This is a genomic window from Hymenobacter translucens (assembly GCF_020685205.1).
GTDB classification, from domain to species: domain Bacteria; phylum Bacteroidota; class Bacteroidia; order Cytophagales; family Hymenobacteraceae; genus Hymenobacter; species Hymenobacter translucens.
This window is the reverse complement of record NZ_JAJERB010000007.1, coordinates 1-25,995: the sequence shown is the minus strand read 5'-3', so window position 1 is coordinate 25,995 and position 25,995 is coordinate 1. Positions and strand designations below refer to the sequence as shown.

Annotated in this window: 20 protein-coding genes, 2 tRNA genes and 1 pseudogene; 10 read left to right on the top strand and 13 right to left on the bottom strand. The window is 59.5% G+C overall.

The window, feature by feature from the left end:
* Positions 1 to 24 precede the first annotated feature (24 nt).
* The 4 genes from LJY25_RS15365 to LJY25_RS15350 form a co-directional block, all read right to left on the bottom strand.
* Positions 25 to 2,175 carry a carboxy terminal-processing peptidase gene (locus tag LJY25_RS15365; protein ID WP_227609243.1) on the bottom strand — a complete coding sequence of 717 codons (2,151 nt, stop codon included), beginning with the start codon at positions 2,173 to 2,175 and terminating at the stop codon, positions 25 to 27.
* A gap of 338 nt (positions 2,176 to 2,513) precedes the next feature.
* Positions 2,514 to 3,287 carry a hypothetical protein gene (locus LJY25_RS15360; RefSeq protein WP_317206604.1) on the bottom strand — a complete coding sequence of 258 codons (774 nt, stop codon included), beginning with the start codon at positions 3,285 to 3,287 and terminating at the stop codon, positions 2,514 to 2,516.
* A 153-nt stretch (positions 3,288 to 3,440) separates the two neighbouring features.
* Positions 3,441 to 3,821 carry a hypothetical protein gene (locus LJY25_RS15355; RefSeq protein WP_227609242.1) on the bottom strand — a complete coding sequence of 127 codons (381 nt, stop codon included), beginning with the start codon at positions 3,819 to 3,821 and terminating at the stop codon, positions 3,441 to 3,443.
* 113 nt (positions 3,822 to 3,934) lie between these two features.
* Positions 3,935 to 5,125 carry a proline dehydrogenase family protein gene (locus LJY25_RS15350; protein WP_227609241.1) on the bottom strand — a complete coding sequence of 397 codons (1,191 nt, stop codon included), beginning with the start codon at positions 5,123 to 5,125 and terminating at the stop codon, positions 3,935 to 3,937.
* A 151-nt stretch (positions 5,126 to 5,276) separates the two neighbouring features.
* Here LJY25_RS15350 and LJY25_RS15345 point away from each other — a divergent pair, with 151 nt between their 5' ends.
* Positions 5,277 to 6,380: a chorismate mutase gene (locus LJY25_RS15345; protein WP_227609240.1), complete on the top strand. Its 1,104-nt coding sequence runs from the start codon at positions 5,277 to 5,279 to the stop codon at positions 6,378 to 6,380.
* Between the two features lie 69 nt (positions 6,381 to 6,449).
* Here LJY25_RS15345 and LJY25_RS15340 read toward each other — a convergent pair whose 3' ends face one another.
* On the bottom strand, positions 6,450 to 6,899 hold the full coding sequence (locus tag LJY25_RS15340; RefSeq protein ID WP_227609239.1) for a hypothetical protein: 450 nt from the start codon (positions 6,897 to 6,899) through the stop codon (positions 6,450 to 6,452).
* A gap of 134 nt (positions 6,900 to 7,033) precedes the next feature.
* Here LJY25_RS15340 and aroB point away from each other — a divergent pair, with 134 nt between their 5' ends.
* Together aroB and LJY25_RS15330 are read left to right on the top strand one after the other, a co-directional pair.
* Positions 7,034 to 8,074, top strand: a complete 1,041-nt coding sequence (gene aroB, locus LJY25_RS15335; protein WP_227609238.1) for a 3-dehydroquinate synthase — start codon at positions 7,034 to 7,036, stop codon at positions 8,072 to 8,074.
* A complete protein-coding gene (locus LJY25_RS15330) occupies positions 8,071 to 9,330 on the top strand; it encodes a 3-phosphoshikimate 1-carboxyvinyltransferase (protein ID WP_227609237.1) in 1,260 nt (419 codons plus the stop codon). The genes aroB and LJY25_RS15330 overlap by 4 nt, the downstream gene beginning before the upstream one ends.
* On the opposite strand, the gene LJY25_RS15325 is transcribed toward LJY25_RS15330, so the two are convergent.
* The 5 genes from LJY25_RS15325 to LJY25_RS15305 all read right to left on the bottom strand — a co-directional run bounded on the left by LJY25_RS15325 (position 9,306) and on the right by LJY25_RS15305 (position 16,781).
* Positions 9,306 to 10,136, bottom strand: coding sequence for an ABC transporter substrate-binding protein (locus LJY25_RS15325; protein ID WP_227609236.1), 831 nt, complete (start codon positions 10,134 to 10,136; stop codon positions 9,306 to 9,308). The genes LJY25_RS15330 and LJY25_RS15325 overlap by 25 nt on opposite strands.
* 144 nt (positions 10,137 to 10,280) lie before the next feature.
* A complete protein-coding gene (locus tag LJY25_RS15320) occupies positions 10,281 to 11,351 on the bottom strand; it encodes a M42 family metallopeptidase (RefSeq protein WP_227609235.1) in 1,071 nt (356 codons plus the stop codon).
* Between the two features lie 325 nt (positions 11,352 to 11,676).
* Positions 11,677 to 13,245, bottom strand: a complete 1,569-nt coding sequence (locus LJY25_RS15315) for an acyl-CoA carboxylase subunit beta (RefSeq protein WP_227609234.1) — start codon at positions 13,243 to 13,245, stop codon at positions 11,677 to 11,679.
* A 193-nt stretch (positions 13,246 to 13,438) separates the two neighbouring features.
* On the bottom strand, positions 13,439 to 16,039 hold the full coding sequence (locus LJY25_RS15310; protein WP_227609233.1) for an ATP-dependent Clp protease ATP-binding subunit: 2,601 nt from the start codon (positions 16,037 to 16,039) through the stop codon (positions 13,439 to 13,441).
* Between the two features lie 109 nt (positions 16,040 to 16,148).
* The gene (locus tag LJY25_RS15305; protein ID WP_227609232.1) at positions 16,149 to 16,781 is read right to left on the bottom strand and encodes a WbqC family protein; all 633 of its coding nucleotides are present in this window, start codon (positions 16,779 to 16,781) and stop codon (positions 16,149 to 16,151) included.
* Between the two features lie 208 nt (positions 16,782 to 16,989).
* Here LJY25_RS15305 and LJY25_RS15300 point away from each other — a divergent pair, with 208 nt between their 5' ends.
* Both LJY25_RS15300 and LJY25_RS15295 read left to right on the top strand, forming a co-directional pair.
* A complete protein-coding gene (locus LJY25_RS15300; protein ID WP_227609231.1) occupies positions 16,990 to 17,865 on the top strand; it encodes a hypothetical protein in 876 nt (291 codons plus the stop codon).
* Positions 17,862 to 18,755 (top strand): lysophospholipid acyltransferase family protein, encoded by an 894-nt coding sequence (locus tag LJY25_RS15295; RefSeq protein WP_227609230.1) that lies wholly within the window; start codon positions 17,862 to 17,864, stop codon positions 18,753 to 18,755. Before LJY25_RS15300 ends, LJY25_RS15295 begins: the two co-directional genes overlap by 4 nt.
* Positions 18,756 to 18,974: 219 nt before the next feature.
* Here the strand turns inward: LJY25_RS15295 and LJY25_RS15290 are convergent, their stop codons facing one another.
* Together LJY25_RS15290 and LJY25_RS15285 are read right to left on the bottom strand one after the other, a co-directional pair.
* Entirely contained in the window at positions 18,975 to 19,607 is a 633-nt protein-coding gene (locus LJY25_RS15290) for an L-threonylcarbamoyladenylate synthase (protein WP_227609229.1), read from the bottom strand.
* A 182-nt stretch (positions 19,608 to 19,789) separates the two neighbouring features.
* Positions 19,790 to 20,779: a T9SS type A sorting domain-containing protein gene (locus tag LJY25_RS15285; RefSeq protein WP_227609228.1), complete on the bottom strand. Its 990-nt coding sequence runs from the start codon at positions 20,777 to 20,779 to the stop codon at positions 19,790 to 19,792.
* A gap of 116 nt (positions 20,780 to 20,895) precedes the next feature.
* On the opposite strand from LJY25_RS15285, the gene mltG reads away from it, so the two are divergent.
* The 5 genes from mltG (at position 20,896) to LJY25_RS15260 (ending at position 24,016) form a co-directional block, all read left to right on the top strand.
* Positions 20,896 to 21,972: an endolytic transglycosylase MltG gene (gene mltG, locus LJY25_RS15280; protein ID WP_227609227.1), complete on the top strand. Its 1,077-nt coding sequence runs from the start codon at positions 20,896 to 20,898 to the stop codon at positions 21,970 to 21,972.
* Between the two features lie 124 nt (positions 21,973 to 22,096).
* Positions 22,097 to 22,591 (top strand): acyl-CoA thioesterase, encoded by a 495-nt coding sequence (locus LJY25_RS15275; RefSeq protein WP_227609226.1) that lies wholly within the window; start codon positions 22,097 to 22,099, stop codon positions 22,589 to 22,591.
* Between the two features lie 92 nt (positions 22,592 to 22,683).
* Positions 22,684 to 23,622 (top strand): YihY/virulence factor BrkB family protein, encoded by a 939-nt coding sequence (locus LJY25_RS15270; protein ID WP_394799973.1) that lies wholly within the window; start codon positions 22,684 to 22,686, stop codon positions 23,620 to 23,622.
* Between the two features lie 156 nt (positions 23,623 to 23,778).
* Positions 23,779 to 23,865: transfer RNA gene (locus LJY25_RS15265), tRNA-Ser, on the top strand.
* Positions 23,866 to 23,931: 66 nt separating this feature from the next.
* Positions 23,932 to 24,016: transfer RNA gene (locus LJY25_RS15260), tRNA-Ser, on the top strand.
* A 424-nt stretch (positions 24,017 to 24,440) separates the two neighbouring features.
* Here the strand turns inward: LJY25_RS15260 and LJY25_RS15255 are convergent.
* Positions 24,441 to 25,995: pseudogene (locus LJY25_RS15255) on the bottom strand (T9SS type A sorting domain-containing protein); the annotation flags it as partial.

Sequence of the window (25,995 nt, the reverse complement as noted above, 5' to 3'; positions counted from 1 at the left end):
TCCTATTTTTCAGTTCGGCAGAGTTTAAATCTGATCCTTGATGACGGCTACGGCTTCACGCAGGGTGATATCCTTTTTCAGGTTCTTCGTGAAGCGGGAAGCGCGGTTGATTTTCACTGAGTCCGAGCCCAGCTGCTTGAGGTCCAGGGCCAGCGGGGCAATTGCCATAGGCTGAGCGGCCTTCTGAACAGCCTCGTACTTATCGGATTCAGCTTTGGCCTTCTCCTGGTCAGCCCGGAACGTAGCCAGCTTCAGCGACTCCAGCGTATCGTCCTTCCGCTTGCGCATGCGCTGCACGCTTTCACCCACCAACCGGAAAGCCGGGCTAGAAGCTACCCGGGCCTGACTGGCGCTCCGGAGCTTATCGAGCGGCAGCGAGGGCTGGTCCCAGGTGCGGTACCGGGCCGGGCTGATTTCATCCCATTTCAGCGGGTAGTCCGACTCCTTCTCGCCCTGATCGAGGTAGCTGTAGGCATCGGGCAGAATGATATCCGGAACCACGCCTTTGAACTGCGTCGAGCCCCCATTGATGCGGTAGAACTTCTGAGTTGTCAGCTTCAGCGAGCCGAAGGGCTTGATGCTGTTGAATTCAGCCGGAAGTGCGTCGTCGAGGTCGATAATGCGCTGCACCGTGCCTTTGCCATACGTGCTGGCTGAGCCCATTACCACGCCGCGCTTGTAATCCTGAATGGCAGCGGCCAGAATCTCGGAAGCTGAGGCGCTGTACTTGTTTACCAGCACTACCAGCGGGCCCGAATACTGTACGCGCGGGTCACGGTCATTCATGATGGTAGGAGAGCCCTGGCTTGAGCGAACCTGCACAATGGGGCCGCTGTCGATGAACAGGCCAGCCATTTCCACAGCATCCTGCAGGGAGCCACCACCGTTCGAGCGCAAGTCGAATACGATGCCGTCTACCTTCTCCTGGGTTAGCTTCTCTAGCTCCTTCTTCACGTCCTGGGCGCTGCTGCGGCCCCCGTTGTCGTTGAAGTCGGCATAGAAGGTAGGCAGGCGCAGATAGCCGATCTTCTTACCGTTCTCGTTGATGGTGGCCGATTGAGCAAAGGTTTCCTCGATCACAACCACGTCGCGGATAATGGAAATGACTTTCGTGCTGCCGTCCGGCTTTTTAACCGTCAGGCGAACTTCCGTGCCTTTCTTGCCTTTGATGAGCGCAACTGCTTTGTCGAGGCGCAGACCTTCCACCGAAACCGGCTCGGCCGCTCCCTGGGCTACGCGGCTGATAATGTCGCCGGCTTTGAGTTCGCCCTGACGGTACGAGGCACTGCCGGGAATAATGTCGGTAACCTTGATCTGTCCGTCTTTTTCCTGCAGCGAGGCTCCGATACCCTCAAAACGGCCGGTCATGGCAACGTCGAAGTTTTCCTTGTCGCGCGGAGCGTAGTATTCGGTGTGGGGGTCATACGTATTGGCAATGACGTTGGCGTACATAGCCGCCCGCTCATTGGCATCCGTCTGCTTAAGATCCTTGAACTGCTCGTCGAAATACTTCAACACCCGCTTGCGGGCTTCGACCTCCATCTCGGCCGGGCTGCGCATGGGCTCCGACGTATTAGCGGCAGAGGGCGTAACGCCGGTCGAAGCCAGCGGCTTCACTTTCTTCTTGGCCTGCTCGTCCATCAGCTCCGATACGCGCAGCATCGTCTGATACTTCAGGTACTTGCGCCAGTCCTCGCGCTGCGCGGCTTTATCGGCGGCAAAAACCATTTTGTCGGGGTCGGTTTCAAACGACTCCTCTACTGTGAAATCGAAAGGCTTCGACAACAGATCACGGTACAGCACCTGCGCGTCCTCAATGCGCTGCAGCAGGAGCTTGGCACTCAAATCGGGAAACTCGCGGCTACCGCGCTTCACCTGATCGTCAATATCAGTCTGGTACTTCTTGAGCTGAGCAATATCAGACTGCAACAGGAATTTCTTGTTGTAGTCGATGCGCTTCAGCGTGAGTTCAAAGACCCGCTTAGAGAAATTGTCGTCAATCCGCTCGGGCTGATAGTGAGCTGAACTCAGCACCTGGAGCATGGCCCGGGTCAGGATTTCGTCTTTTTGCGGAACCGGAGTATCACTGCGCTGGAACAGCCGGTAGGAAGCCAGCACGAACACAGCCAGCACCAACGAGGCATATAAGCCTATTTTCAGTCGGGGGGAAGACATGGACAGGAGGTAAGATGAAGGAAAGTCAGTAATTGAGAAGCCGGCCCGGCAGCGCTGCTACTTCGGCCCACTGAAATGAAAACGCCGGCTCAAGGTAAATAAGTGCCCTCTCGTAAGGCTCATACGCATCTTATAAGACGGCGGATTGGCAAATCTCGTTGCACGCGCTACCGATATATCTTACAAGGATCAGACCGAACAGCGCCAAAAACAGATTTGGCAGGCCGGTACTGATTCAGCCAGCCGGAAGGTATAAAATATACGCATAAGTGGCGGTGTATAGACAAAAAAAGGCCCTTTTCAGATCGAAAAGGGCCTTTTGAAAAGCTAGTTAAAAACTAGTAGCGACGAACCTTGTCGCCGTTGCTGCGACGGAACTCGTCTTCGAAGTACTTGGCGTCGTCGTCGTTACGGGGTTTAACGCCCATTACGATGCCGCCGTTCTTGATGTCGGACTCATACTCACGAGCATGCTCCTCGGGAATGCCCGAGCCTACCAGGGCGCCTACCAGGCCACCCGTCAGACCACCGGCACCGGCACCAGCCAGAGCGGCAGCAATCGGGCCGGCGATGATCAGGCCCAGACCGGGCAGGGCTACCGACGTGCCGATGGCAGCAATAGCACCGATGATGGCACCAGCCGTACCACCGATGGCCGAGCCAACGCCGGCACCTTCCATGGCCTTGTCGCCGAGGTCGGTATCAGCCGTGTGGCTGCCGAAGTGATTTTTGCGGGTGTCATCCGACATCAGCAGGTTGACGTCGTCCTTGCCGTAGCCGCGCGAAGAAAGCGACTGGTAGGCGCGCTCGGCACTGTCACGGTCGCGGAAAGAGCTGGTGAGCATACCGCCCGAAGTGCTGCCGCCCGAGCCATACGAGCTGCCGGAAGTAGAACCAAGGTTGCTTGAGCCGCTGTTTACACCGGCCGAGCCGGCAGAGCCCATGGAGCCCGAGCCGCTGCCCGAGGTAGAACCGGCGTTAGAGCCCATTGCACCCGAGCCGGCGTGAGAAGAATCGCTGCCGTAACCGGCGTTAGAGCCCGTACCGGAGTTAGTGGCGCCTAAGTTCGAGTTGCTGTTGGCATTGCCCATGCCGGTGTTGTTGGTTTCCATAGGGTGGTTGTGTTAAGGTTGAAAAGAAAGGAAGCTTACTTCTGCCAAAGGAAGCCAGGTCAATGGCCGTCTGCTTTGGTTTGGATAGCTAAACGGTAGCCTTCCAATGGGGGTTACAGAAAATTCGCTTTCTTCCTATATTCCTTAATTCAACTACGACTCGGAACCAGCATACTGCTCGTGGTTGGCAGGCTCCTGCCAGAACGCCCGGCAGTCTCTTCTCAGGCCTTTCAGAAACTCCGGATCCTGCTTCAGCACCCGCCACTCGCCGAATCCGAGCCGCTCACACAGCTTGTAAAAGGCGTCGCCCTGACCTTTGGAGCCTTCTACCTTCACCAGACTACTTAGAATCGGTCGGCCGGCCTGGTGCTCGGTTTCGGAAATTTCGGCGAGAATCTCATTCAGCCGGGACTTCTCATGGGAGATTTCCAGGTTCAGGCCTAGCTCTGCCTCCTGTACCAGGTTCAGATAGCTAATCGTGCCTACCTGGTTGCGGGCAAAACGAATCAAATGGCTGCGTACTCGGCCGATCATGTTATTGAGGGAATTTGGGGTGCCGAAATTACTAAAAAAAGCCCGCTGTATCCACTTTTTAAGGGATGCAGCGGGCTGGCAGCCAGAGAAAATAATGCCGAAGCGGAAAAACCTTACTTCCGGGCTTTCCGGCGGGCCATTTCTTTTTGAATAAGCAGGAACTCCCGGCTGCTCTGGCCGGCAATGGCCGTATTCTCGTCGGCCCGGCGCAGCAGATACGGCATTACCGACTCCACAGGGCCGTAGGGGACATATTTAGCGGTGTTGTACCCGGCGTTGGCCAGGTTGTAACTGAGGTTGTCGCTCATGCCGTAGAGCTGGGCAAACCAGATGCGGGGGTCGCCCGGCCGCAGGTTGTGCTTTTGCATCAGCTGGGTCAGCAGCAGGGAGCTGGCCTCGTTGTGGGTGCCGGCGCAGATGCTGATGTGGTCGGCGTGCTCCACACAGAACGCCAGGGCTTCATTGTATAAAGCATCCGAAGCCTCCTTGGTGGGGTTAATAGGATTAGTGTACCCTTTTTCGGCAGCCCGCCGGGCTTCCTTTTCCATGTAGGCGCCCCGCACCAGCTTTCCGCCCAGCTGGTAGCTACCCCGCACGGCGTTTTCGTAGTCGCGCTTCAGAACGTCGAGCCGGTCGTGGCGGTAGAGCTGGTAGGTGTTGTAAACAATGGCAGACTCCTTATTGTAAAGGGCCATCATCTCGTACGAAAGCGCATCAATGGTTTCCTGAAACCAGCTTTCCTCGGCGTCAATAAATACACGCACTCCGTAGCGGTGAGCCGCCTTGCAGATGGCGTCGACGCGGGCCCGGGACCGGTCGTAGCTGGCCTGCTCTTGTGCCGAGAGCTTCTGCCCGGCCTGTACTTTTTCCAGGATGACGCTATCCGCCACTCCGGTCACCTTGAATACGGAAAACGGAATGTGGGTAGAGCGGTGCGCCAGCTCGATGGTAGCCAGAATTTCGTCCCGGGTGTGGTCGAAGCTCTGGTCGTTGCCTTCGCCTTCCACCGAGTAATCGAGGATGGTACCGATGTTGTAGCGCCCTAGCTCCTCAATGACGGGCAGGCACTCGGCAATGGTTTCGCCCCCGCAAAACTGGCTGAAGATGGTGTGCTTGATAGCAAACTTGACGGGCAGATTCCATTTCAGCGCTGTTTTCATCAGCCCCCCGCCGGTCTTTACCAGCAGGTTGCTGTTCATGGCCGCAAACAGGCCATACATTTTACGCAGCTCGGCGTTGGACTTGGAGGCAAAGGCAACGGCAGTATCTTCGAAGGAAACGGGCGGGGCTTGGGTTACGGGCATGCGGATGGGTGATTGGGCGGGAATTTCGGTAAGCGAAGGTAAGCTTTAAACAACGTTTAGGCAGGGGTAGTTACCTTTCTGCTCGCTTTTCCGGCCGGTAAGCCCGGGCTTTTCGCTGCGGGTTCCTGACCAGGCCATTTTTCTCTTTCCCATGGATAGTATTTCCCCCGTTGATAACTACTTCGTGCGCCGGCTGGCCGAGAAAGGGCATCCGCTCGTCATTGCCGGGCCGTGCAGCGCCGAAACCGAGGAGCAGGTGCTGGCCACGGCCCGGGCGCTCAAGGCGCTGGGTGCCATCGACCTGTTCCGGTCCGGTATCTGGAAGCCCCGCACCCGCCCCGGCTCGTTCGAAGGCGTGGGCACGATGGGCCTCCGCTGGCTGCAGCGGGTGCGCGACGAGGTGGGCCTTCCCGTCACGATTGAGGTGGCCACGCCCCGGCACGTGGAAGAGGCACTGGCCCACGGCATCGACGTGTTGTGGATCGGTGCCCGGACTACGGTAAATCCGTTTGCCGTGCAGGAGCTGGCCGACGCCCTGGCCGGTACCGGCGTGCCGGTAATGGTCAAAAATCCGGTCAACCCCGACGTTGCCTTGTGGGCCGGGGCGCTGGAGCGCATGGAGCGGGCCGGAATTCATAACCTGGCCGCCATCCACCGGGGCTTCAGCACCTTTGCCCCGTCGCGCTACCGCAACGCGCCTACCTGGCAGCTGGCCATTGAGCTCAAGACGCGCTTTCCGCACATCCCCCTGATCTGCGACCCGAGCCACATCAGCGGCCGCCGGGACCTGATTCAGCCCGTTTCGCAAAAAGCCCTGGACCTGGACTACGACGGCCTGATCATCGAAACCCACCCCGACCCCGACCAGGCGTGGAGCGACGCGGAGCAGCAGGTGACGCCCCAGCGCCTGGGAGAGATCCTGAGCGAGCTGAAGTACCGGTACCGCTCCAGCGACAATGCGGACTATCTCAACAAAGCCGAGGAGCTGCGCCAGAAGATGGACGTCGCCGACCGGGAGATACTGGAGGCCCTGGCCCGACGCATGGCCCTGGTAGAGGAGCTGGCCGAGTACAAGCGCGAAAACAATGTGAAGATCCTGCAGCTGGACCGCTGGAACGAGATTTTCAAGTCCCGCCCGGAGTGGGCCGGCAAGCTGCGCGTCAACGAGAAATTTGTGGGGGAACTGTACAAGCTCATTCACATCGAAAGCATCCGTAAGCAAACCGAGATTCTCAACCGGCCCGACGAGCAATAGCCCAGAACGCAGAAGTCCCCGGCCGGTCAGCCGGGGACTTCCATAAACAGGCACGCGCAATAGGTAAACTTAGTTGGTAGTACCGCAGAAGATGATGTCTTCCTTGTTGTACACGGCCGAGCAGGCATCGAAGGCTTCATCCCGTAGCTCCAGACGATTATTACTGATGCTATAGGATTGCGTAATTCTCTCCTTGCCGGTCGGGCCGTAGGAAATCAGGTCTGCCCGGGAGTTAGTAAGGATAGAGGTGCCGGTGGCAACCCGGTACGTGGTGCTGCGCGTCAGCGCTCCGTCCTGGTAAAAGTTAACGGTGCCGTTGGGCACAAACTCGATGGTCTGCGTATGTCCCGCCGAGGTTGGAGTAGACTTGCCGCCCCAGCCGCAGTAGCTTTCCTGCCAGGTCCAGCGGCCGGTAAGAGCCCTATTCTCCGGCTCCGGGTCTTCACACGTGGTACAGCTAACGGCACTCAGACCCGTGAGCACAAAAGCAGCACCATAAAAGAGTCTCTGAATCTTCATGGATTAACGTATTAGATGGTTGACGTACAAATAGGGGAGGCCGGGCATATATAGAAAGTTGCATTGCTTTCTGAAAATTACCTTTGACGCCCGGCTGCCGCTTTTCCTGATCAGATTGACTTACTTCTGCTGCTTTGACTAACTCCCTTCTCATTGGGCCGGACGCCCTGCCGGCGCTGGCCAACTGGCTTCGCCAACCGGCCGTGAGCCAAGTGTTTGTGCTGGCCGATGCCACCACCGCCCGGCAATGCTATCCCTTGCTGAAACCCCATCTGCCCGAGACGCACCACGTGATTGAAATACCGGCCGGTGAGGAGTACAAGACGCTTAGCAGCTGCGAATGCGTGTGGAATTCTCTGACCGAGCACCGCGCCGACCGGTTTGCCGTGCTGGTGAACCTGGGTGGGGGGGTGGTTACGGATCTGGGTGGGTTCAGCGCGGCGGTATACAAGCGCGGCATCCGGTTTGCGCAGGTGCCCACTACGCTGCTGGCGCAGGTAGATGCCAGCATCGGGGGCAAAACCGGCATTGACTTTCGCCATTTCAAAAACCAGCTGGGCGTGTTTCAGGAGCCGGCAGCCGTCTTTATCGATCCGCAGTTTCTGGCAACTCTGGACCCGCGCCAGCTGAAGTCGGGATACGCCGAGGTTGTCAAGCACTGGCTGATTGCCGATGCTGCCGCTTTTAATGAGCAGCGGCACCAGGGCTTGTTCGTGGAGGACTGGACGCCGGTAATCCGCGAATCAGTGGCGGCCAAGCAGCAGGTCGTGGCCGCCGACCCGCTGGAGTCCGGCCCGCGGAAGGTGCTCAACTTCGGCCATACCGTGGGCCATGCCCTGGAAAGCTACCTGCTGGCCCTGGCCGGCCGGGAGATTCTGCATGGGGAGGCCGTAGCGGCCGGCATGGTGTGTGAAAGCTGGATTTCCGCGCAGCGGGGCCTGCTGACGGACACCGAGCTGGACCGCATCGAAACGTTCCTGTTCAGCGTCTTCGACAAGATTCAGTTTGTGTCGCTTGAGGCGGACGCCATTGCCGAGCTGGCTTTGCAGGACAAGAAAAACGCCGGCTCCACCATCAACTGCACCCTGCTGCAGGGAATCGGCAACGCCATTTTCGACCAACCCGTGACGGTAGCCGAAATAGCCGCCGCCCTGCGCTACTACCACCGCCTGTGAGTTCTGATTTCATTGTCCTGTCCTGGCCCGGCGGGCCGTTGCGCGGCACGGCCCAGCTGCCCGCATCGAAAAGTGAGAGCAACCGGGCTCTGATTCTGCAGGCGCTGGCCGGGGGCGGGGAGCTGACCAACCTCTCCGACGCCAACGACACGCACCTCATGCAGCGGCTGCTGGCCGACCCGGCCGCCACTTTCTTTGATGCCGAAGATGCCGGGACGGTGATGCGCTTCCTGACGGCCTACCTCGCCATTACGGGCCGTATCGCCACCCTGACCGGCACCGCCCGGATGAAGGAGCGGCCGATTGGCGTGCTGGTGGAAGCCCTGCGTCAGCTCGGCGCCCGCATCGACTACCTCGAACAGGAAGGCTACCCGCCGCTGCAGCTGGCAGGCTTTGCCTCTGCTCAAGTCAACCCGGAAGAAGGAGAGCTGCTGGAGCTGGAAGTGCGGGGCGATATCAGCAGCCAGTACATTTCGGCGCTGATGATGGTTGGCCCCGAGCTGACTCCGGGGCTGCGGCTGCGCCTCACCGGCAAAGTGGGCTCCCGGCCCTACATCCGCATGACCCAGTCGCTGATGCAGCATTTTGGCGCCACCTGCCGCGACCTGGGAGCGGCTATCGAAGTGCGCCCCGGCTCCTACCAGCCGGCCGATTATACGGTTGAGTCAGACTGGTCGGCGGCCAGCTACTGGTACGCGTTGGTGGCGCTGGGCCCGGCGGGCTCCGAAATCTACCTGCCCGGGCTGCGGCGCTATTCCTGGCAGGGCGACCAGGCCGTGGTCGAAATCATGGCCAAGCTGGGCGTGGCTACTGAGTTTACTCCGGATGGCGTACAGCTCACCCAAACCACCGTCGCCGACCAGGTAACGCAGGACTTTGCCGACTGCCCCGACCTGGCGCAGACCATTGCCGTGGTGGCTGCCGCCCTCAGGGTTCCGCTTGCTATGACCGGCCTGGAAAGTCTGCGCATCAAGGAAACCGACCGTATTGTGGCTCTCCAGGTTGAGCTGGCTCGGTTCGGCGCCTCCCTGACAGAAGGAAAAGAAGGTGCTTTTCACGTGGCCGCCGAGCAGTTTCAGGTAGCCGGTCAGCAGGTAGAAACCTACCACGACCACCGGATGGCCATGGCTTTTGCCCCCCTGGCGTTGCTCGGCCCCCTCACGATTCAGGCCCCGCAGGTAGTACGCAAATCCTACCCGCAATTCTGGACGGAGCTGGGGAAAGCCGGGTTTCAGCTGGAGGCCGGCAGCGCCTGATGTATGCTATGCCGCAGTTGAGCAAGGTAGGCGGCGGAATGACGCAGGCGGCTGCCATACCAGCTGAACAGCTCCCCGTCCACAATGTGCACAGTGGCCTGAGGACAGATTTCGCGGAACTCGGCCAGGTGCTTTTCAGCGAAAGGGTAGGGCTCCGAGGACAACAGAATATGGCGGGGCTGAACCAGCGCCAGCTGCTCGGCCGTAACCTCAGGGTAGCGGCTCAGCCCGGCAAAAGCATTCGTAAACCCTGCCCGGGTCAGCAGATCATCAATAAAAGTGCCCGTCGCGGCAACCATATAGGGTTTGCGCCAGATAAAGTAGGCCGCAGTACCCAAAGCCGGACCCGCTTCCAGGACGCTGAAGGAAGAAGAAATAGCGGCGGCCAGCGTATCAGCGGCATCTTTACGACCCGTAACTAGTCCCACCCGCCGGATCATGTCGACTGACTCGGCTAGGGTAGCAATGTCGCTCATCCAGACCGGGTACTTCCCAGCTAGCTGCTCGATGCCCGCCTGGTAGTTTTCCTCCTTGTTGCCGATAATCAGGTCTGGCCGCAGCGCGTCAATCGTATCAAAATTGAAGTTCTTGGTGCCCCCGACTACCGCCGCTGACTTACGCGCCTCTGCCGGATGGATGCAGAATTTAGTAACCCCGACAACCTGCTCCCCGAGCCCCAGGTCATACAGCAGCTCGGTCTGGGAGGGCACCAGCGAAACAATGCGCCGCGGTGGAAAGGGCACGGCCACCCGCCGGTTCATCTGGTCGGTGACCGTGAGGGGCGGAAACACAGGGGGAAGGTTCATTGGCAGTTGGGCGCGGGCCTGCGCGTCTGATTGGGTTGATTCAGCTCGTTGGTGAAAAGCAAAAGCCCTCTACCGGTTCGGGGTAAAGGGCCTTGGCGTGCTTGAAGGAGCTGCGCGGGTTGAGCACAAGGCAGCTGAACGGCTTTATTTGAAGTAGCGGAAATCGTGCTTGTCTTCGATGCGCAGCAGCGTCTCGTAGATCAGGCGGGTAACGTTTTCCACGTCCTCGGCGTGCACGGTTTCCACGGTGGTGTGCATGTACTTCAGGGGCAGCGAAATCAGGGCCGAAGCTACGCCGGCGCCTGAATAAGCAAAAGCGTCGGTATCAGTGCCGGTAGCCCGGGTGGCCGAAGCGCGCTGGAAAGGAATCTCCGTTTCCTGAGCTGTTCTGATAATCAGGTCGCGCAGGTTGTTCTGCACCGCCGGGCCGTAGGTGATAACCGGCCCTTTGCCGCAGTGCAGGTCTCCGCTGACCTTTTTCTCATACATCGGCGACTGGGTGTCGTGCGTTACGTCGGTGACGATGGCCACGTTGGGATTGATGCGGTGGGCCACCATTTCAGCGCCGCGCAGGCCGATTTCCTCCTGGACGGCATTCACGATGTACAGGCCGAAGGGCAGGGTCTTGCCGTTTTCCTTGAGCATGCGGGCTACCTCGGCAATCATGAAGCCGCCCATGCGGTTGTCGAGGGCCCGGCCCACGTAGAACTTCTCGTTCATCACCATGAACTCGTCCTCAAAGGTGACAACCGAGCCCACGTAGATGCCCATTTCCTCTACTTCCTTGGCCGAGGAAGCGCCGCAGTCCAGGAACACCGTTTCGATGGTCGGGGCCTTGTCCTGCTCCACCTTGCGCACGTGGATGGCCGGCCAGCCGAACACCGCTTTCACGATGCCCTTGTCGGTGTGAATGTTGACGCGCTTGGACGGCGCCACCAGCGGGTCGGAGCCGCCGTTGCGCCGCAGATAGATGTAGCCCTCCTTGGTGATGTAGTTGACGAAGTAGCTGATTTCGTCGGCGTGGGCTTCAATGACGACCTTGTACTCTGCCTGCGGGTTAATCACGCCAACTACTGTGCCGTACGTGTCGACGAAGTACTCGTCGATGTAGGGCTTCAGGTACGCAAGCCACAGTTGCTGGCCTTCCTTCTCAAAGCCGGTCGGGGAAGCATTATTCAGGTATTTCTGGAGAAAGTCGAACGATTCTTGGCGCATAGGGTGCGGTAGTGTTTGGGAATTTGTAAGGCGGAAAAGCCGGCTGGGCCGGGTTCCGCCAGCCCTCTTGAGAAAATATGCTGCGAGGAGCGTAAAGGTTGCTTGTCAACCCGGCCGCGCGGGTTCGCAATGTGAGCCGCCGTGACTCCATCTTGTCCGGACAGGTACGTTTTTCTAAATGAAAATGGTTTAGCCTCCCGGTGCAGGATTCTCGTTACTACCGGGGCGGCCCTGCCGAACGGAAAGGTGGGCGGCCTGGCGAACAGGCAGCAAAAATGGCCCTGGTGCCCGCCAAACGACCGGGACCGATACGCTGGTGTTCCGTTTACAGCGGAATATTGCCGTGCTTCTTACGGGGCAGGGTATCTACTTTATTTTCCAGCATCTTGAAGGCCCGGATCAGCTTTTGCCGGGTCTGGGACGGCAGAATTACTTCGTCCACAAAGCCCCGGTGGGCGGCGCGGTAAGGCGTGGCAAATTTCTGCTTGTACTCCTCCACTTTCTCCGCCAGCTTGGCTTCGGGGTCGGCAGCAGCAGCAATTTCCCGCTTAAAGATGATTTCAGCTGCCCCCTTGGCTCCCATTACGGCAATTTCGGCGGTGGGCCAGGCGTAGTTCAGGTCGGCCCCGATGTGCTTGGAGTTCATTACATCGTACGCGCCGCCGTAGGCTTTGCGGGTAATGACGGTAATGCGCGGCACGGTGGCTTCGCAGAAGGCGTAAAGCAGCTTGGCCCCGTTGGTGATGATGCCGCGCCACTCTTGGTCGGTGCCGGGCAAAAAGCCGGGCACGTCCTCGAGCACCAGCAGCGGCACGTTGAAACAGTCGCAGAAGCGCACGAACCGGGCTGCTTTGGTGCTGGCGTTGATGTCGAGCACCCCGGCCAGCACCGCGGGCTGGTTGCCCACGATGCCGATGCTGCGACCACCCAGGCGGGCAAAACCGACGACGATGTTCTCGCCAAAGTTCTGATGAACCTCAAAAAACGAGTTCTCGTCGATGATGCCGTCAATGACTTCGCGGATGTCGTAGGGCTGGTTGGGGTTTTCGGGAATGATGGTGTCAAGCACGGGCCGCAGCTCGTCGCCCTGGGCTTCGTAGGGCAGGAGGGGAGCAGTTTCCTCGCAGTTCTGCGGCACGTAGCTCAGCAGCTGCTTGATGTGGTTGATGCAGGTTACTTCGTTGGCGCAGCTGAAGTGCGTAACGCCGCTTTTGGTGCTGTGGGTACTGGCTCCACCGAGCTCCTCGCTCGATACGTTTTCGTGGGTCACGGTTTTTACCACGTTCGGGCCGGTTACGAACATGTAGCTCGTGTTTTCCACCATCAGCACGAAGTCGGTAATGGCCGGGGAGTACACGGCGCCGCCGGCGCAGGGTCCCATAATAGCGGAAATCTGCGGGATGACGCCCGAGGCCAGCGTGTTCTTGTAGAAGATGTCGGCGTAGCCGCCCAGGCTCACCACGCCTTCCTGAATCCGGGCTCCGCCCGAGTCGTTGAGGCCGATAACCGGGGCGCCGTTCTTCATGGCCAGGTCCATAATCTTGACGATCTTCTCGGCGTGAGTTTCACTCAGCGAGCCGCCAAACACCGTGAAGTCCTGGGAAAAAACGTACACCAACCGGCCGTGCACCGTGCCGTAGCCAGTCACCACGCCGTCGCCGAGGTAGTATTCCTTGTCGAGCCCGAAGTCCTTGGATCGGTGCATCACGAACTTGCCGGTTTCCTCAAACGAGCCCTCGTCCAGCAAGAGGTCGATTCGTTCGCGGGCGGTCAGCTTGCCTTTTTTATGCTGGGCGTCGATTCGGTCCTGCCCGCCCCCGAGCAGGGCTTCGGCGTTTTTGCGTTCCAGGATTTCCAGGGGACTGAGGTTGGCGTCGGCGTGCGGATCGGACATGCGGGGGAGGTGGGATGGAAGAAATGGGACAGGATGCCAAAGGTAACCGAAGCCCACAAAAAAAGCCGCACCAAAATTGGGGCGACTTATTCCGGGGCCGGAACAGCATGCCGGCGTTGCGGGTACTGGCCTGCAAGCTAAAAAGCCGGCTCTGCGTGTGCAGAGCCGGCTTTTAGATAATCAGCAGGGCGTATTACTTGCCCTTTTCCGTGTCCGGCGACTCCGGCGCCTCTTCGGGACGCTCGTCGCTGGCGAGGTTGGTGGCTTCACCGCTCTTGGAAACAGCGAAGGTCAGCTCTTCCTTACCATCCTCGAAGTCGGCCGTGATAACGTCACCCTGGGCCACTTCGGCTTTCAGGATTTCCTCGGCAATCGGGTCTTCGATGTACTTCTGAATAGCCCGGTTCAGCGGACGTGCGCCGTATTTCGGGTCGTAGCCTTTTTCGGCCACGAAGTCCTTGGCTTTGTCGGTCAGCTCAACCTTGTAGCCCAGCGTCTGGATGCGCGACAGCAGCTTCGACAGCGAAATGTCGATGATCCGGTGAATGTCGTGCTTCTCCAGCGAGTTGAACACGATTACGTCGTCCAAACGGTTGAGGAACTCGGGCGAGAAGGTCTTGCGCAGGGCATTGGTGATGGTGCCCTTGGTCAGCTCATCCATGTTCTCGGTCCGGGCCTTGGTGCCGAAGCCAATACCGGCGCCGAAGTCCGCCAGGTCGCGGGCTCCGATGTTGGAGGTCATGATGATGATGGTGTTGCGGAAGTCCACCTTGCGGCCCAGTCCATCGGTCAGGATACCGTCGTCAAGCACCTGCAGGAGCAGGTTGTACACGTCGGGGTGAGCCTTTTCAATCTCGTCGAGCAAAATCACTGAGTAGGGCTTGCGGCGGATTTTCTCCGTCAGCTGACCGCCCTCTTCGTAGCCCACGTAGCCGGGAGGCGCGCCTACCAGACGGGATACGCTGAATTTCTCCATGTACTCCGACATGTCAACGCGCACCAGCGCATCTTCCTTGTCGAAGAGGTAGGTGGCCAGCACCTTGGCCAGCTCGGTTTTACCTACGCCGGTCGGGCCCAGGAACACAAACGAACCGATGGGCTTCTTAGGGTCTTTCAAACCTACGCGGGTGCGCTGAATGGCCTTTACGAGCTGGGCAATAGCCTTGTCCTGGCCGATAACCTTGCCCTTCAGCTCCTCGCCCATGCTGAGCAGCTTGGCGCTTTCGTTCTGCGCGACGCGGTTCACCGGAATGCCGGTCATCATGGCAATAACCTCGGCCACGTTTTCCTCCTTCACGGTGTAGCGCTTCTTCTTGGTCTCGTCCTCCCAGTTCTTTTTGGCCTGGTCGAGCTGCTCCAGAAGCTTCTTTTCCTTGTCGCGGAGCTGAGCGGCTTCCTCATACTTCTGCGACTTGACAACGCGGTTCTTCTCGGTCTTGATGTTCTCGATGCTCTCCTCGAGCTTGAGAATATCCTCCGGTACCACGATGTTGTTGATGTGCACGCGGGCGCCGGCCTCATCGAGAATGTCGATGGCCTTGTCCGGCAGGAACCGGTCGCTCATGTACCGGTCCGACAGCTTCACGCAGGCCTCAATGGCCTTGTCGGTGTACACCACATGGTGGTGGTCCTGGTACTTGTCCTTGATGTTGTGCAGGATTTCAATCGTCTCCTCGGGCGTGGTGGGGTCCACCATTACCATCTGGAAACGACGGGCCAGGGCGCCGTCCTTCTCAATGTACTGACGATACTCATCGAGCGTAGTAGCCCCGATGCATTGAATCTCGCCGCGGGCCAGGGCCGGCTTGAACATGTTCGAAGCGTCGAGCGAGCCCGAAGCACCGCCGGCACCCACAATCGTGTGCAACTCGTCGATGAAAAGAATCACGTCGGGCGACTTTTCCAGCTCGTTCATCACGGCCTTCATCCGCTCCTCAAACTGACCGCGGTACTTGGTACCGGCTACCAGCGAGGCAAGGTCGAGGGTAACGACGCGCTTGCCGAACAGCACCCGGCTAACCTTTTTCTGAATGATGCGCAGGGCGAGGCCTTCGGCAATTGCCGTCTTACCAACACCGGGCTCACCAATCAGGATGGGGTTGTTCTTTTTCCGGCGCGACAGGATCTGGGCTACACGCTCAATCTCTTTTTCCCGACCCACGATGGGGTCGAGCTTGTCGTCTTCGGCCAACTTGGTTAGGTCGCGGCCAAAGTTGTCGAGAACGGGCGTGCGCGACTTTTCGCCGGGCTTCTTGGCGGCCGAGCTGCTGCCCGCGCCACCGCGGCCGGCGCTGCCGCCAAAGAGTTTGTCGTTGTCGTCGTCGTCAGTGTCGGGGGCGCGGTCGGTGGGGGCAGTGTTGCCGTGGTAGTCCAGCGAGTCGCGAACGGCTTCGTAGTTCACGTTAAATTTGCTGAGGATCTGTGATGAAATATTGTCTTCGTCGCGCAAGATCGACAGCAGCAGGTGCTCCGTGCCGATGATTTCGCTTTTAAAGATTTTCGCCTCCAAGTAGGTTATTTTCAAAACCTTCTCGGTTTGTTTGGTCAGCGGAATTGAGCCAGTAATGCTGGTTCCCTGCGTAGCCGTGTTACGCGTAGCCTGCTCAAGGGCATATTTCAGCTCTTCTACCGAAACGCCCAATTTCTTGAGCAGCCCGATAGCCGTGCCTTCCCCTTCGCGAATCATGCCCAGCAATAAGTGTTCGGTACCGATATAATCGTGTCCGAGCCGGATGGCTTCTTCCCGGCTCAAGGAAATGACTTCCTTGACTCGATTTGAGAATTTAGCTTCCATGCAGATAAAGTAGTGAAGAAAAACGGAACCCCGCAATTAGGGTTGCGGATTGGGCCGAGGTAATCTGAAAACAGACTGAGTCGGGCGAAGGTTCGTGGCAGTACGAGGGTTAAATCAGAAAGCTGCCGGCCCGCGGACCCTGCGTAAACAGCAGGTCCAGGACGCTCAATCCGGGGGCAAAATGTAGGCCAAAGGTCTGGGCGTAGGGCCGGACGCGGCCGGATTCGGACGTCCTGTCAGGGTCGGGGGCGAAGTCACCTTTCGGTGTCAGCCAGTCACGCCGGTCGCGCACGGCTGAGTCGGGGTAGAAAGCATGGTAAGCGGCAGTGAGCTCCACCGGAGTCCGCAGCCGCAGGCACCGCAGCAGCAGGTGCAGCAAAGCCAGATTAAGATCGAAGAGGCGGGAAGGCTTCTGTACGTAAATGTCGTGGAGATAGTCGGCGTAATACTCAAAATACGGGCTGCCGCCGTAAGCGGTTTGCAACGTGCGCCAGTGCCGGTGAATCCAGTTCTGCCGGTAGTCGATTTCGATAGCGGCGGTGCTGACTTTTTCACTGCGGTTGCCATCCACCACCGGCACCGTGAGGGGCTTTACGCCCTGAGCCGTCAGGATCAGGCAGCGGTTGCGGTAGGTTTGCTTGCGGTAGTGCTCGTGCTGCTCCAGCCACAGCGCGTCGGCGCCGAGCAGCTCGGCAAAGAAGGCAGCGGGTGGATTGTACTGACTCTCAAACAGGACGGGCATTGGGGGAGGGTGAAATTGGGCGCATATCTGACGTAAAGCCGCCGCCACATTCGGTATCACGCGTTACTACGCTGACCCTGCCGGGCCGGGCGCCGTTGCATGATAAGGCCGAAATTTGAATTTCCCGCCGCTCTGCCCACCCGTTGGATAACGGTTTCCCTATCTGCTCTTGCGGTTCTTGCTATTTTTGCTTTGCCAATTTGACATTATGCGCCTGCTGCTCGGACTGATTCTGCTTTTAACTTCCCTGACCGGCCGGGCCGGCTCACCGGCGCTCCAGCTGGATGTGGCCCGCTTTCGCAGCGAGGACGTCGCCGCCAAGGGCGCGGTGCTGGAAATCTACGCTACCATCTCCGGTCAGCAGCTTACCTACCTGCGCCGGGGCACCAAAGCCTATCAGGCCGCCGCTACCCTGACCTTACAGGTGCTGAAGCCGGACGGAAAGCCGGCCTGGCAGGAAACGGTGGTGCTCAAGCCCCCGGTTCTGCAGGATACCAGCATGCAGATGAAAAACCCGGTCAGCTTTCAGAAGCGCATTGCGCTGCCGGATGGGCAGTACGTTCTGCGGGCCAAGGTTATTGACAACTACAAGCCGGGCTCTTCCAACGTAGTGGAGATGCCGCTGCTGCTGGCAGCACCCGGGAAGGGGCCTTTTCTCAGTGACATTGTGCTGCTGGCCAAGGCGCCGAGCAAAACGCCTATGCAGAGCTCGTTTACCCGGGGCTCGTTTAATCTGGTGCGGGCGCCCGGCGGCCTCTACGCCCGGGGCACCGAGCACCTGTACTTTTATGGTGAAATCTATGGTCTCACCCCCGACCAGCCGGTGGAGCTGCGCTACCGCCTCCGCAATGCCGGCCATACCACGGCGAAAACCGAAACAGTCGTAAAGGCCACTGCCAGGGGCTTCTCGGGCCGGCCGACGCCCATCATCGGGGACCTTGATATCAAGATGCTGCCCACGGGTGACTATATGCTGAAGGTCGAAGTGCTGGACGAGCAGCAGCGCCTGCTCACCACGCTCACCGTGCCCGTGCAGCGCAATGCCACTGAATACGGCCCGGCCGGGGCTGCTCCGGCTCGATGAGTACTCCTGCGGCCAAGTCGTTCGCCTGGTATTTTTATCCACTCCGGTGGCTGCTGCTCGCGTTGGCGCACCTGCCGCTGGGCGTACTGTACGGGGTAGCCGAAGCCGGCTATTTCCTGCTTGCCTACGTAGTTCGATACCGCTGGAAGCTGGTGCTGGACAACCTGGGGCGGTCCTTCCCGGAAAAGACGGACGCCGAGCGGCAGCGGATTGGCAGGAGCTTTTACCGGCACTTTGCCCAGGTGCTGGTCGAAACGCTGAAGCTGGAGTCGTTAGATCCGGCAGAGCTTTGCCGCCGGGTCCGCATCCAGCATCCCGAGCTGATTGCCAGGCATTTTGAAGCCGGCCGCACGGTGCTGGCGCTGGGCTCCCACGCCGGCAACTGGGAGTGGATTCTGCCCCGGGGCGCGGTGGAGTACCCGGGCCGGGTGTACGGCGTGTATAAGCCCCTGTCCAACCTCTTTTTCGAAAGCTTTCTGCTCGGACTGCGCACGCATACCGGCTCGGTGCTGGTGCCGATGCGCGACACGCTGCGCGACCTGGTGCGCCGCCGCAACGAGGGCCGGGTGCTGAGTTTGCTGACCGACCAGGCTGCCGGCCCCGAAGACCGCCCGTACTGGACCACGTTCCTGAATCAGGACACCAGCTTTTATACCGGCGCGGAGCGAATGGCGGCGCAGTTCAACTGTCCGGTGGTGTACGTCAACTGCCGCCGGGTGCGCCGGGGGTACTACGAGCTGACGATTACCGAGCTGCACGACGGTCAGACGACTTTGCCTGCGGGAAGTAACCTCCTGACCGAGGCTTTTGCCCGGCAGCTCGAGCGGGATGTTCAGGCTGCCCCCGCCGAATATCTCTGGACCCACCGCCGCTGGAAGCATAAGAGGTAAGAGGCGCCTGTGCTAGCCTCAGGAATGGACTGGTGCTCAGAATAGCTAAACAAACAGGCGCTGTGCTACGGGGCAGCAGCCGGCCTGAGTAAGAAGTCTGCTAATGCAAAAAAGCCCCAGCCTAAATCCAGGTCGGGGCTTTTAGATAAGCTTTCGGCAGCAGACTGCGGTGCTTCTAAGCTGGCAGCAACTCATTTTCACATGGCTTGCTTCTAAAGCTTAGAGATACTGCTCGATGTCGCCAGCGCCCTGGCGGATGAGCTCAAAGTCGTCGTTGGTGCAGTCGATGATGGTGCTGGGGGTGTTGTTGCCAAAGCCGCCGTCGATAACCAGGTCGACCAGCGCCCGGTATTTCTCGAAGATAAGGTCCGGGTCCGTCACGTACTCATCCAGCGTATTCTCATCTTCCCGCACCGAGGTGCTGAAGATCGGGTTGCCCAACTCCCGGACCAGCTGCAGGATAATCTGGTTGTCGGGCACCCGGATGCCCACCGTCTTGCGGCGTACGCCGCCGATGCGGGGCGCCTTGGGGCTGGCTTCGAAGATAAAGGTAAAGGGGCCGGGCAGTGCTTTCTTCAGCACCTTGTACGTGGGCGTGGTGATGCCGTGGGCGTAGTCGCTGATGTGGGAAAGGTCGTGGCAGATAAAGCTCAGGTTGGCTTTCTCCGGGTTAAAACCCTTGATCCGGCACAGCTTTTCCACCGCCTTGGCATTATGGATATCACAGCCGATGCCATATACGGTATCGGTGGGATAAATAATGATTCCGCCTTTTCGCAGCACCTCCACAGCTTGTAGGATGCGGTTCTGAGGTGGATTTTCGGGGTGAATGCGGAGCAAGGTGGCAGCCATAGGGAAATGGAAAGGTGATACGGAAAAACAAACCAAATACTTTGAGCGGGGCAATGTACTAGGAGCGCCACACAACTACCACTCATTCGTGCTTTTTCGGTTGCGGGTTACCGACGGCCCGGAATTAGGCATAAAAAAAGGGTCCAGCGTGAGCCGGACCCTTTCTACGCGAAAGCGGGAGGTTACTGCTTCAGGAACGAACGCGTTACCACGCCATCCTTGGTCGTCATCCGAACCGAGTAGATGCCGGTAGCCAGGTTGGCAACGTCAAGCGAAACTTCTTCCGAAGCGGCCGTGGTGCCCTGCACGCGCTGGCCCAGGGAGTTGAACACCTCAACGGCGGCACCGCGGCCATCCGCACCCACGCGGATGGTGAGTTTGTTGGTGGCCGGGTTGGGGAACAGGGAAACCGACTTGCCGAAGGCGGCCTCACGCACGGCAGTAACGCCCGTGGTCAGGCGGAAATCGTCGATTGCCAGCAGCCCGTCTGAGCCGATGTCGTTGGTGTCCTTCCAGCGAATCCACATGGTGGTGTTGCTCGGCCAGTTCAGCGTGATGGGCGCCGTGATGGCGACCGAGTTGGCGGCGGCATTGCCGTCCAGGGGGCCGGCGGTGGTGCTGGCAACCTGCAGCTCGCGGATATCAAGGGCGGGAACGGCCGTCCAGGTGCCGGTGCTCAGGCTGGTGGCATCGAGGCTGTACTCAAACATCAGCGACTCCAGCTGGGCCGGGTCAGAGCCGGTGCGCCACTGTTCGGAGCGGCCTGAAATGGTTACCCGGGTTACGGCAGCGCCGGTCGAGTTGGTGAAGGCAGCACCCAGGGCCGGAACCGTTGACCCCGAAGCCAGGCTGCCGAGTGCCCGGTCGGTGTCACCGGCCGTGCCGGCCAGCGGGCCGACGTTGTAGGCGGCTCCGGCGTTGCTGGTAGCCGTCACGACCGTCAGGGGCAGCGGGTCATTGGCCGTGCCGGTGCCGGCAAAGCGGATAGCGGCCCAGCCGGCGGGGAAGGCCGTGCCGGCCGTGCCCATAGCGTCGAAGTTCTGGGTATACGGGGTAGCGGCAATGGCAATAGGCGTTACGGTCTGCGCCTGGGCAGCCGTTACCAATCCAAGGCCCAGCGTGAGGGCGGACAGGCTGCGAAGAAGCGTTTTAGAAGCGTAAGAGTGGTGCATCAGGAAAGGAAAAGGGGGTTGAAAAGGAGAACTCGTACTTTTGGTGCCTAAAGCTACTTCTAACGTTTTGCCTGCCCAAACGGTTAGCCGTTTTTTCGCCTCAGCGTCCCCCTTCCATGTCCCAGCTTTCCCGTACTGAATCCCGCGAACGAGCCACCCGCCGCCGCAACCGCATTGCTGCCGTCACTGCCATCCTGGGCGTGCTGTTCGTGTGCTTCTCGTACTATTTCTACCAGGTTTTCTTTACCCCCAACATTGAAACGAAAGGCAAGCCCACCTACGTGCTGGTGCGCCGGGGGCAGTCGTACAAGGCCGTGATGGATTCCATTGACGCCACCGGGGTCGTGGTCGACAAGCTTTCGTTTCACTTCGTTGCCAAGCTGATGAAGTACGACCGGCTGGTGAAGCCCGGGCGCTACGAACTCAAGGACGGCTACACCAACCGGGAAATGATCAGTGACCTGCGCGCCGGCCGCCAGTCCCCGCTCAAGCTCACGTTCCAGAACATCCGCCTGCGCCAGGATCTGGCCCGCAAGCTCAGCACCGCCATTGAGGCCCGCCCCGGGCAGTTCGATTCGCTGCTCAGCTCCCCTTCATACACCCGCAAGCTGGGTTTCGACACGACCAGCATCCTGTCGATGTTTATTCCCAACACCTACGAGCTGTACTACAACACATCGGCCGAGAACCTCATGCAGCGCATGAAAAAGGAGTACGAGAAGTTCTGGACGCCCGCCCGTGAGGCCAAAGCCAAGGCCCAGAGCCTTACCCGCGCCCAGGTCAGCACGCTGGCCAGCATCGTGGAAGCCGAGCAGCAGCAGCACGCCGACGAGCGGCCCCGGGTGGCGGGCGTGTACCTGAACCGCCTCAAGCGCGGCATGAAGCTCCAGGCCGATCCCACCGTGGTGTATGCCAACGGCGACTTTGGCATCAAGCGGGTGCTGAACGTGCACCTGCGAAAAGACTCGCCCTACAACACGTATATGTACAACGGCCTGCCACCCGGCCCCATCAACCTGCCCAGCATTGCCAGCATCGATGCCGTGCTAAACCCGGAGCAGCACAGCTACCTGTACTTCTGCGCCAAAGAAGACTTCAGCGGCTACCACGCCTTTGCCCGCAACGAGCAGGAGCACCTGGTGAATGCCCGCCGGTACCAGGCCGCGCTGAGCCGCGCCGGGATTATGAAGTAAATGGGAGCAAAGTGTTCCGCGTCGCTGATGGGAACGATGGGCTGATCCAAGCGCAGGCTCACGCATTTTCCACATTCAACCATGAGCACACTATCGTATTCTACCCATTAACCCATTAACCAAAATGTATTCCTCCGACATTCAGATCCGGGTCCGCTACGCCGAAACCGACCAGATGGGCTACGTCTACCACGGCAACTACGCCGCCTATTTCGAAGTCGCCCGTACCGAGTCGTTCCGGCAGCTTAACATCAGCTACAAGGATCTGGAAGCTACCGGCGTGGGCATGCCGGTAGGGGAGCTGCGCACCAAGTTCCGGCGCCCCGCCCGCTACGACGACCTGCTGACCGTGCGCCTGTTGTTGAAGCAGCCTGCCGAGGGGTCCCGGGTGCTGTTTGAATACGAAATCTACAACGAGGCCCGGGAGCTGCTCACCGAAGGCCACACGCTGATGGTGTTCGTGAGTACCGCTACCGGGCGTCCCGTCCCTATTCCAGAGGAAATCCAGGCCAAGCTCGCGCCGTATTTTACCGATGATGACCTGGCGGGCCCGCTTTCTCCGGGTACGCCCCGCTTGCCCGTGAATGCCCCCGCCCCGGCAGCGTTCGGAAAGAAGTAGCCGTACCAGGCCAGGCCTAATTCTCCGACCCGGCCTGCTGTTCAAGCGCGGATGTTATGCTCTTTACCGTTTAAAGCAACTTTATGATGCGTGTGCCCGTCCGCCGATACCATTTGCCCGACGTGCGCAAGCGGCGTTCCTACCGCCGCTTCATCGTGTGGCTCAAGGGGCTGGAGTTTCACAACGGGCAGGCCTCGGTGTACGACGTGGTGGACCGGATGATTCATGAGCTCAAGCTGGACAGCATTACCAAGCGGGCCAGCTACATGGCGTTCAACTTTACCATCGCCATCTTTCCCACCATCATCTTTCTGTTCACGCTGATTCCGTACATCCCGGTTCCCAACCTGAACGTGGACATCCTGCAGTTTCTCGGCGACCTGATGCCCCGGGAGATGTACGCGGCTACGGCCGGCACCATCGAGGACATCGTAAACATTCCGCACGGGGGCCTGCTCTCGTTTGGTTTTGGAACTGCGCTGGTGCTCAGCTCCAATGGCATCATGGCCCTGCTTGATGCCTTTGAGAAAAAGTATCCTTCGTTTAAGCGGCGTACCTACGTGCGCAAGCGCGTTATTGCCACGCTGCTCACCATCGTGCTGTCCCTGGTGCTGCTGTTCTCGATTACGGGTATCTTCTTTGGCACCTACATCATTGATGCGCTGGTTTTCCACGAAATCGTGCCTGAGGCTTTCAACAACGAGCTCATCAGCCTGCTCAAGTACGGCTCCGTTATCGGGCTGTTTCTGCTTACCACCTGCCTGATTTACTACTACGTGCCCCCCGTGCACGACAAGTGGCCGTTTGTGTCGACCGGAGCGGTGGTGGCGACGCTGCTGATTTTCCTGGTTTCCTTCCTTTTTATCCTGTACGTCAAGATTTTCGACTCCTACAACCATTTCTACGGGTCGGTGGGTACGCTGGTCGGTTTCATGGTGTGGCTCGACTTTGTGTGCATGACCCTGATTATCGGGTTTGAAATAAACGTCAGCATCGACGCCGTCACGGGGCGGCTCCGGGAAGTTAAGTAGCTATTGATCAGGGATACTACATGGCCTGATAATGCCTGGCCGTGGGTTGGCGGTCAGCCCGGAAAAGAAAAGGTGTGAAAAATTAGGGCGGCGGGCTTGCACTGCGCAAATCGTCCTGTTACTTTTGCCGTCCCTAAACCACTCGTTTTAGGACCCAGAGAGGTGGCAGAGTGGTCGAATGCGACGGATTCGAAATCCGTTATACCTGCAAGGGTATCGGGGGTTCGAATCCCCCCCTCTCTGCTTGAAAGGCTTTTCTTTGGGAAGGCCTTTTTAGTTTTTTCAGTACGCGTACCCTTTTACTCTCACAGAGAGCTGGCAGAGTGGTCGATTGCGGCGGTCTTGAAAACCGTTGAGGGTTAAACCTCCGGGGGTTCGAATCCCTCGCTCTCTACAAAAAGCCCCGTTTCCACGAAGGAAATGGGGCTTTTTTGAGTTTCTGCGGGGACACTCCGGGGCAATCCTTAATCCCACTCCAGATTCCCTGTTGAACATCCCTTTCGCGAGACAGAGAATGAAATGAGTGGCACGTTAAGCTCCCGCTCCGGGATAAAGCCTGCTCGTGAAGCAAATTATTGGTCTTGCAGAGTACCGTCTCTGGCGCCGATACTTGTGGAGAATCCGGGGCTTAAGGACCTTACAGCCGATGCCCTAAAGCATGGCGCCTGGCATTGCCGCTAAGTTGCATTTTGATACGACCCCACATGGCAACGCCCCCGGAGCCAGGGTCCGGAGGCGTTGCATTAATTAACTATATAAACCAAGTCAGACGCGCCGACCAGCGGCAGCAAACAATTTCTCTCAGCCATACTACCACACTACTCCACCACCAAGCGGCGTACCTGGGTACCGCTGCGCACCAGGTACACGCCCGTAGCCAGCCCCATGGGCAACGTCAGATGGGCTGAGCCGGCCGCGTCCGCGGTGGCTCTGCCTACAGGGCGGCCCAGGGCATCAAGCACCGTGACGGCAGCGTACGGAGCCGCACCCGCGAGCCGAGCAGAGCCCTTGGCTGGGTTCGGCGACAACGTCAGAACCTGAGTGGCACCTCGGGTCGTAGCCAGGGTTGTTGACACCGGCAGCCCGGCTAGGAAGTTGCTCGTGCCGCTCGCACCGCTGCCAAAGCTGATGCTGCCGAACGTAGCCGGCGGACTCACGGAGCCCACAACGTACACGCGGCTGCTGCTCACGGTGAGGCCCCGGCCCCGGTCGTTGCCCATGCCCCCGGCGCTGGTCGCCCAGCCGTTGGCAAAGGAGCTGGTGGCCGGGGTGCTGCCCGTACTCGTGTCCACATACTTGGCCAGGAACATTTCATCGCCCCCCGCCCCGGGTAGCGACTGCCCGGCTATTCTGGTGTTTGTGCTGCTGATAAACACGCCGGTCACGTACACGCTCGTGCCGCTCACGGCGATTCCGAGGCCCAGGTCACCGCCCGTACCTCCACCACTGGTGGCCCACGCATTGGCGAAAGAGCTGGTCGCCGGGGTGCTTCCCGTACTGGTATCTATATACTTAGCCACGAATATGTCCAGACTGCCGGCCCCGGTCAGCGCCTGCCCGGCAAAACTGACAAAGCCGTTGCTGGAAAAGGTGCCGGTCACGTACACGTTCCTGCCGCTCACGGCGATGCGCTGGCCCAGTTCGGCGCCCGTGCCGCCGCCGCTGGTGGCCCAGCCGTTGGCAAAGGAGCTCGTAGCCGGGGTACTCCCGGTGCTCGTGTCCACGTACTTAGCCACGAAGACGTCCTGGCCACCATCGCCAGCCAGCGCCTGCCCGGCAATGGTGGCAAAGGTGTTAGTGGTAAAGTCGCCGGTCACGTACACGCCCGTGCCGCTCACGGCGATGCCGCGGCCTACATCACCGCCTATGCCGCCGGCGCTGGTAGCCCAGCCATTAGCAAAGGAGCTGGTAGCCGGGGTGCTGCCCGTGCTCGTATCTATATACTTGGCTACAAACACATCCTGGGCGCCCGCCCCGGCCAGCGCCTGCCCGGCGATGGTGGTGAAGGTGTTGCTGGCAAAGGTGCCGGTCACGTACACGCCGTTACCGCTTACGGCAATGTCGGTGCTGACGTCGGTGCCCGTGCCGCCGGCGCTGGTAACCCAGCCGTTGGCGAAGGAGCTGGTAGCCAGGGTACTCCCGGTGCTCGTGTCCACATATTTGGCTACAAATATGTCAAAGCCACCTTCACCGGCTAGTGTCTGCCCGGCCATAAGAGCAAAGGTGTTGCTGGTGAAGGTGCCGGTCACGTACACGTTGGTGCCGCTCACGGCGATGCTCCGGCCTTCATCATTGTCCGGGCCGCCGCCGCTGGTAGCCCAGGTAAAGTCCTGGGCCGTGGCATCCCACTTGGCCACGAACACATCGGTGCTG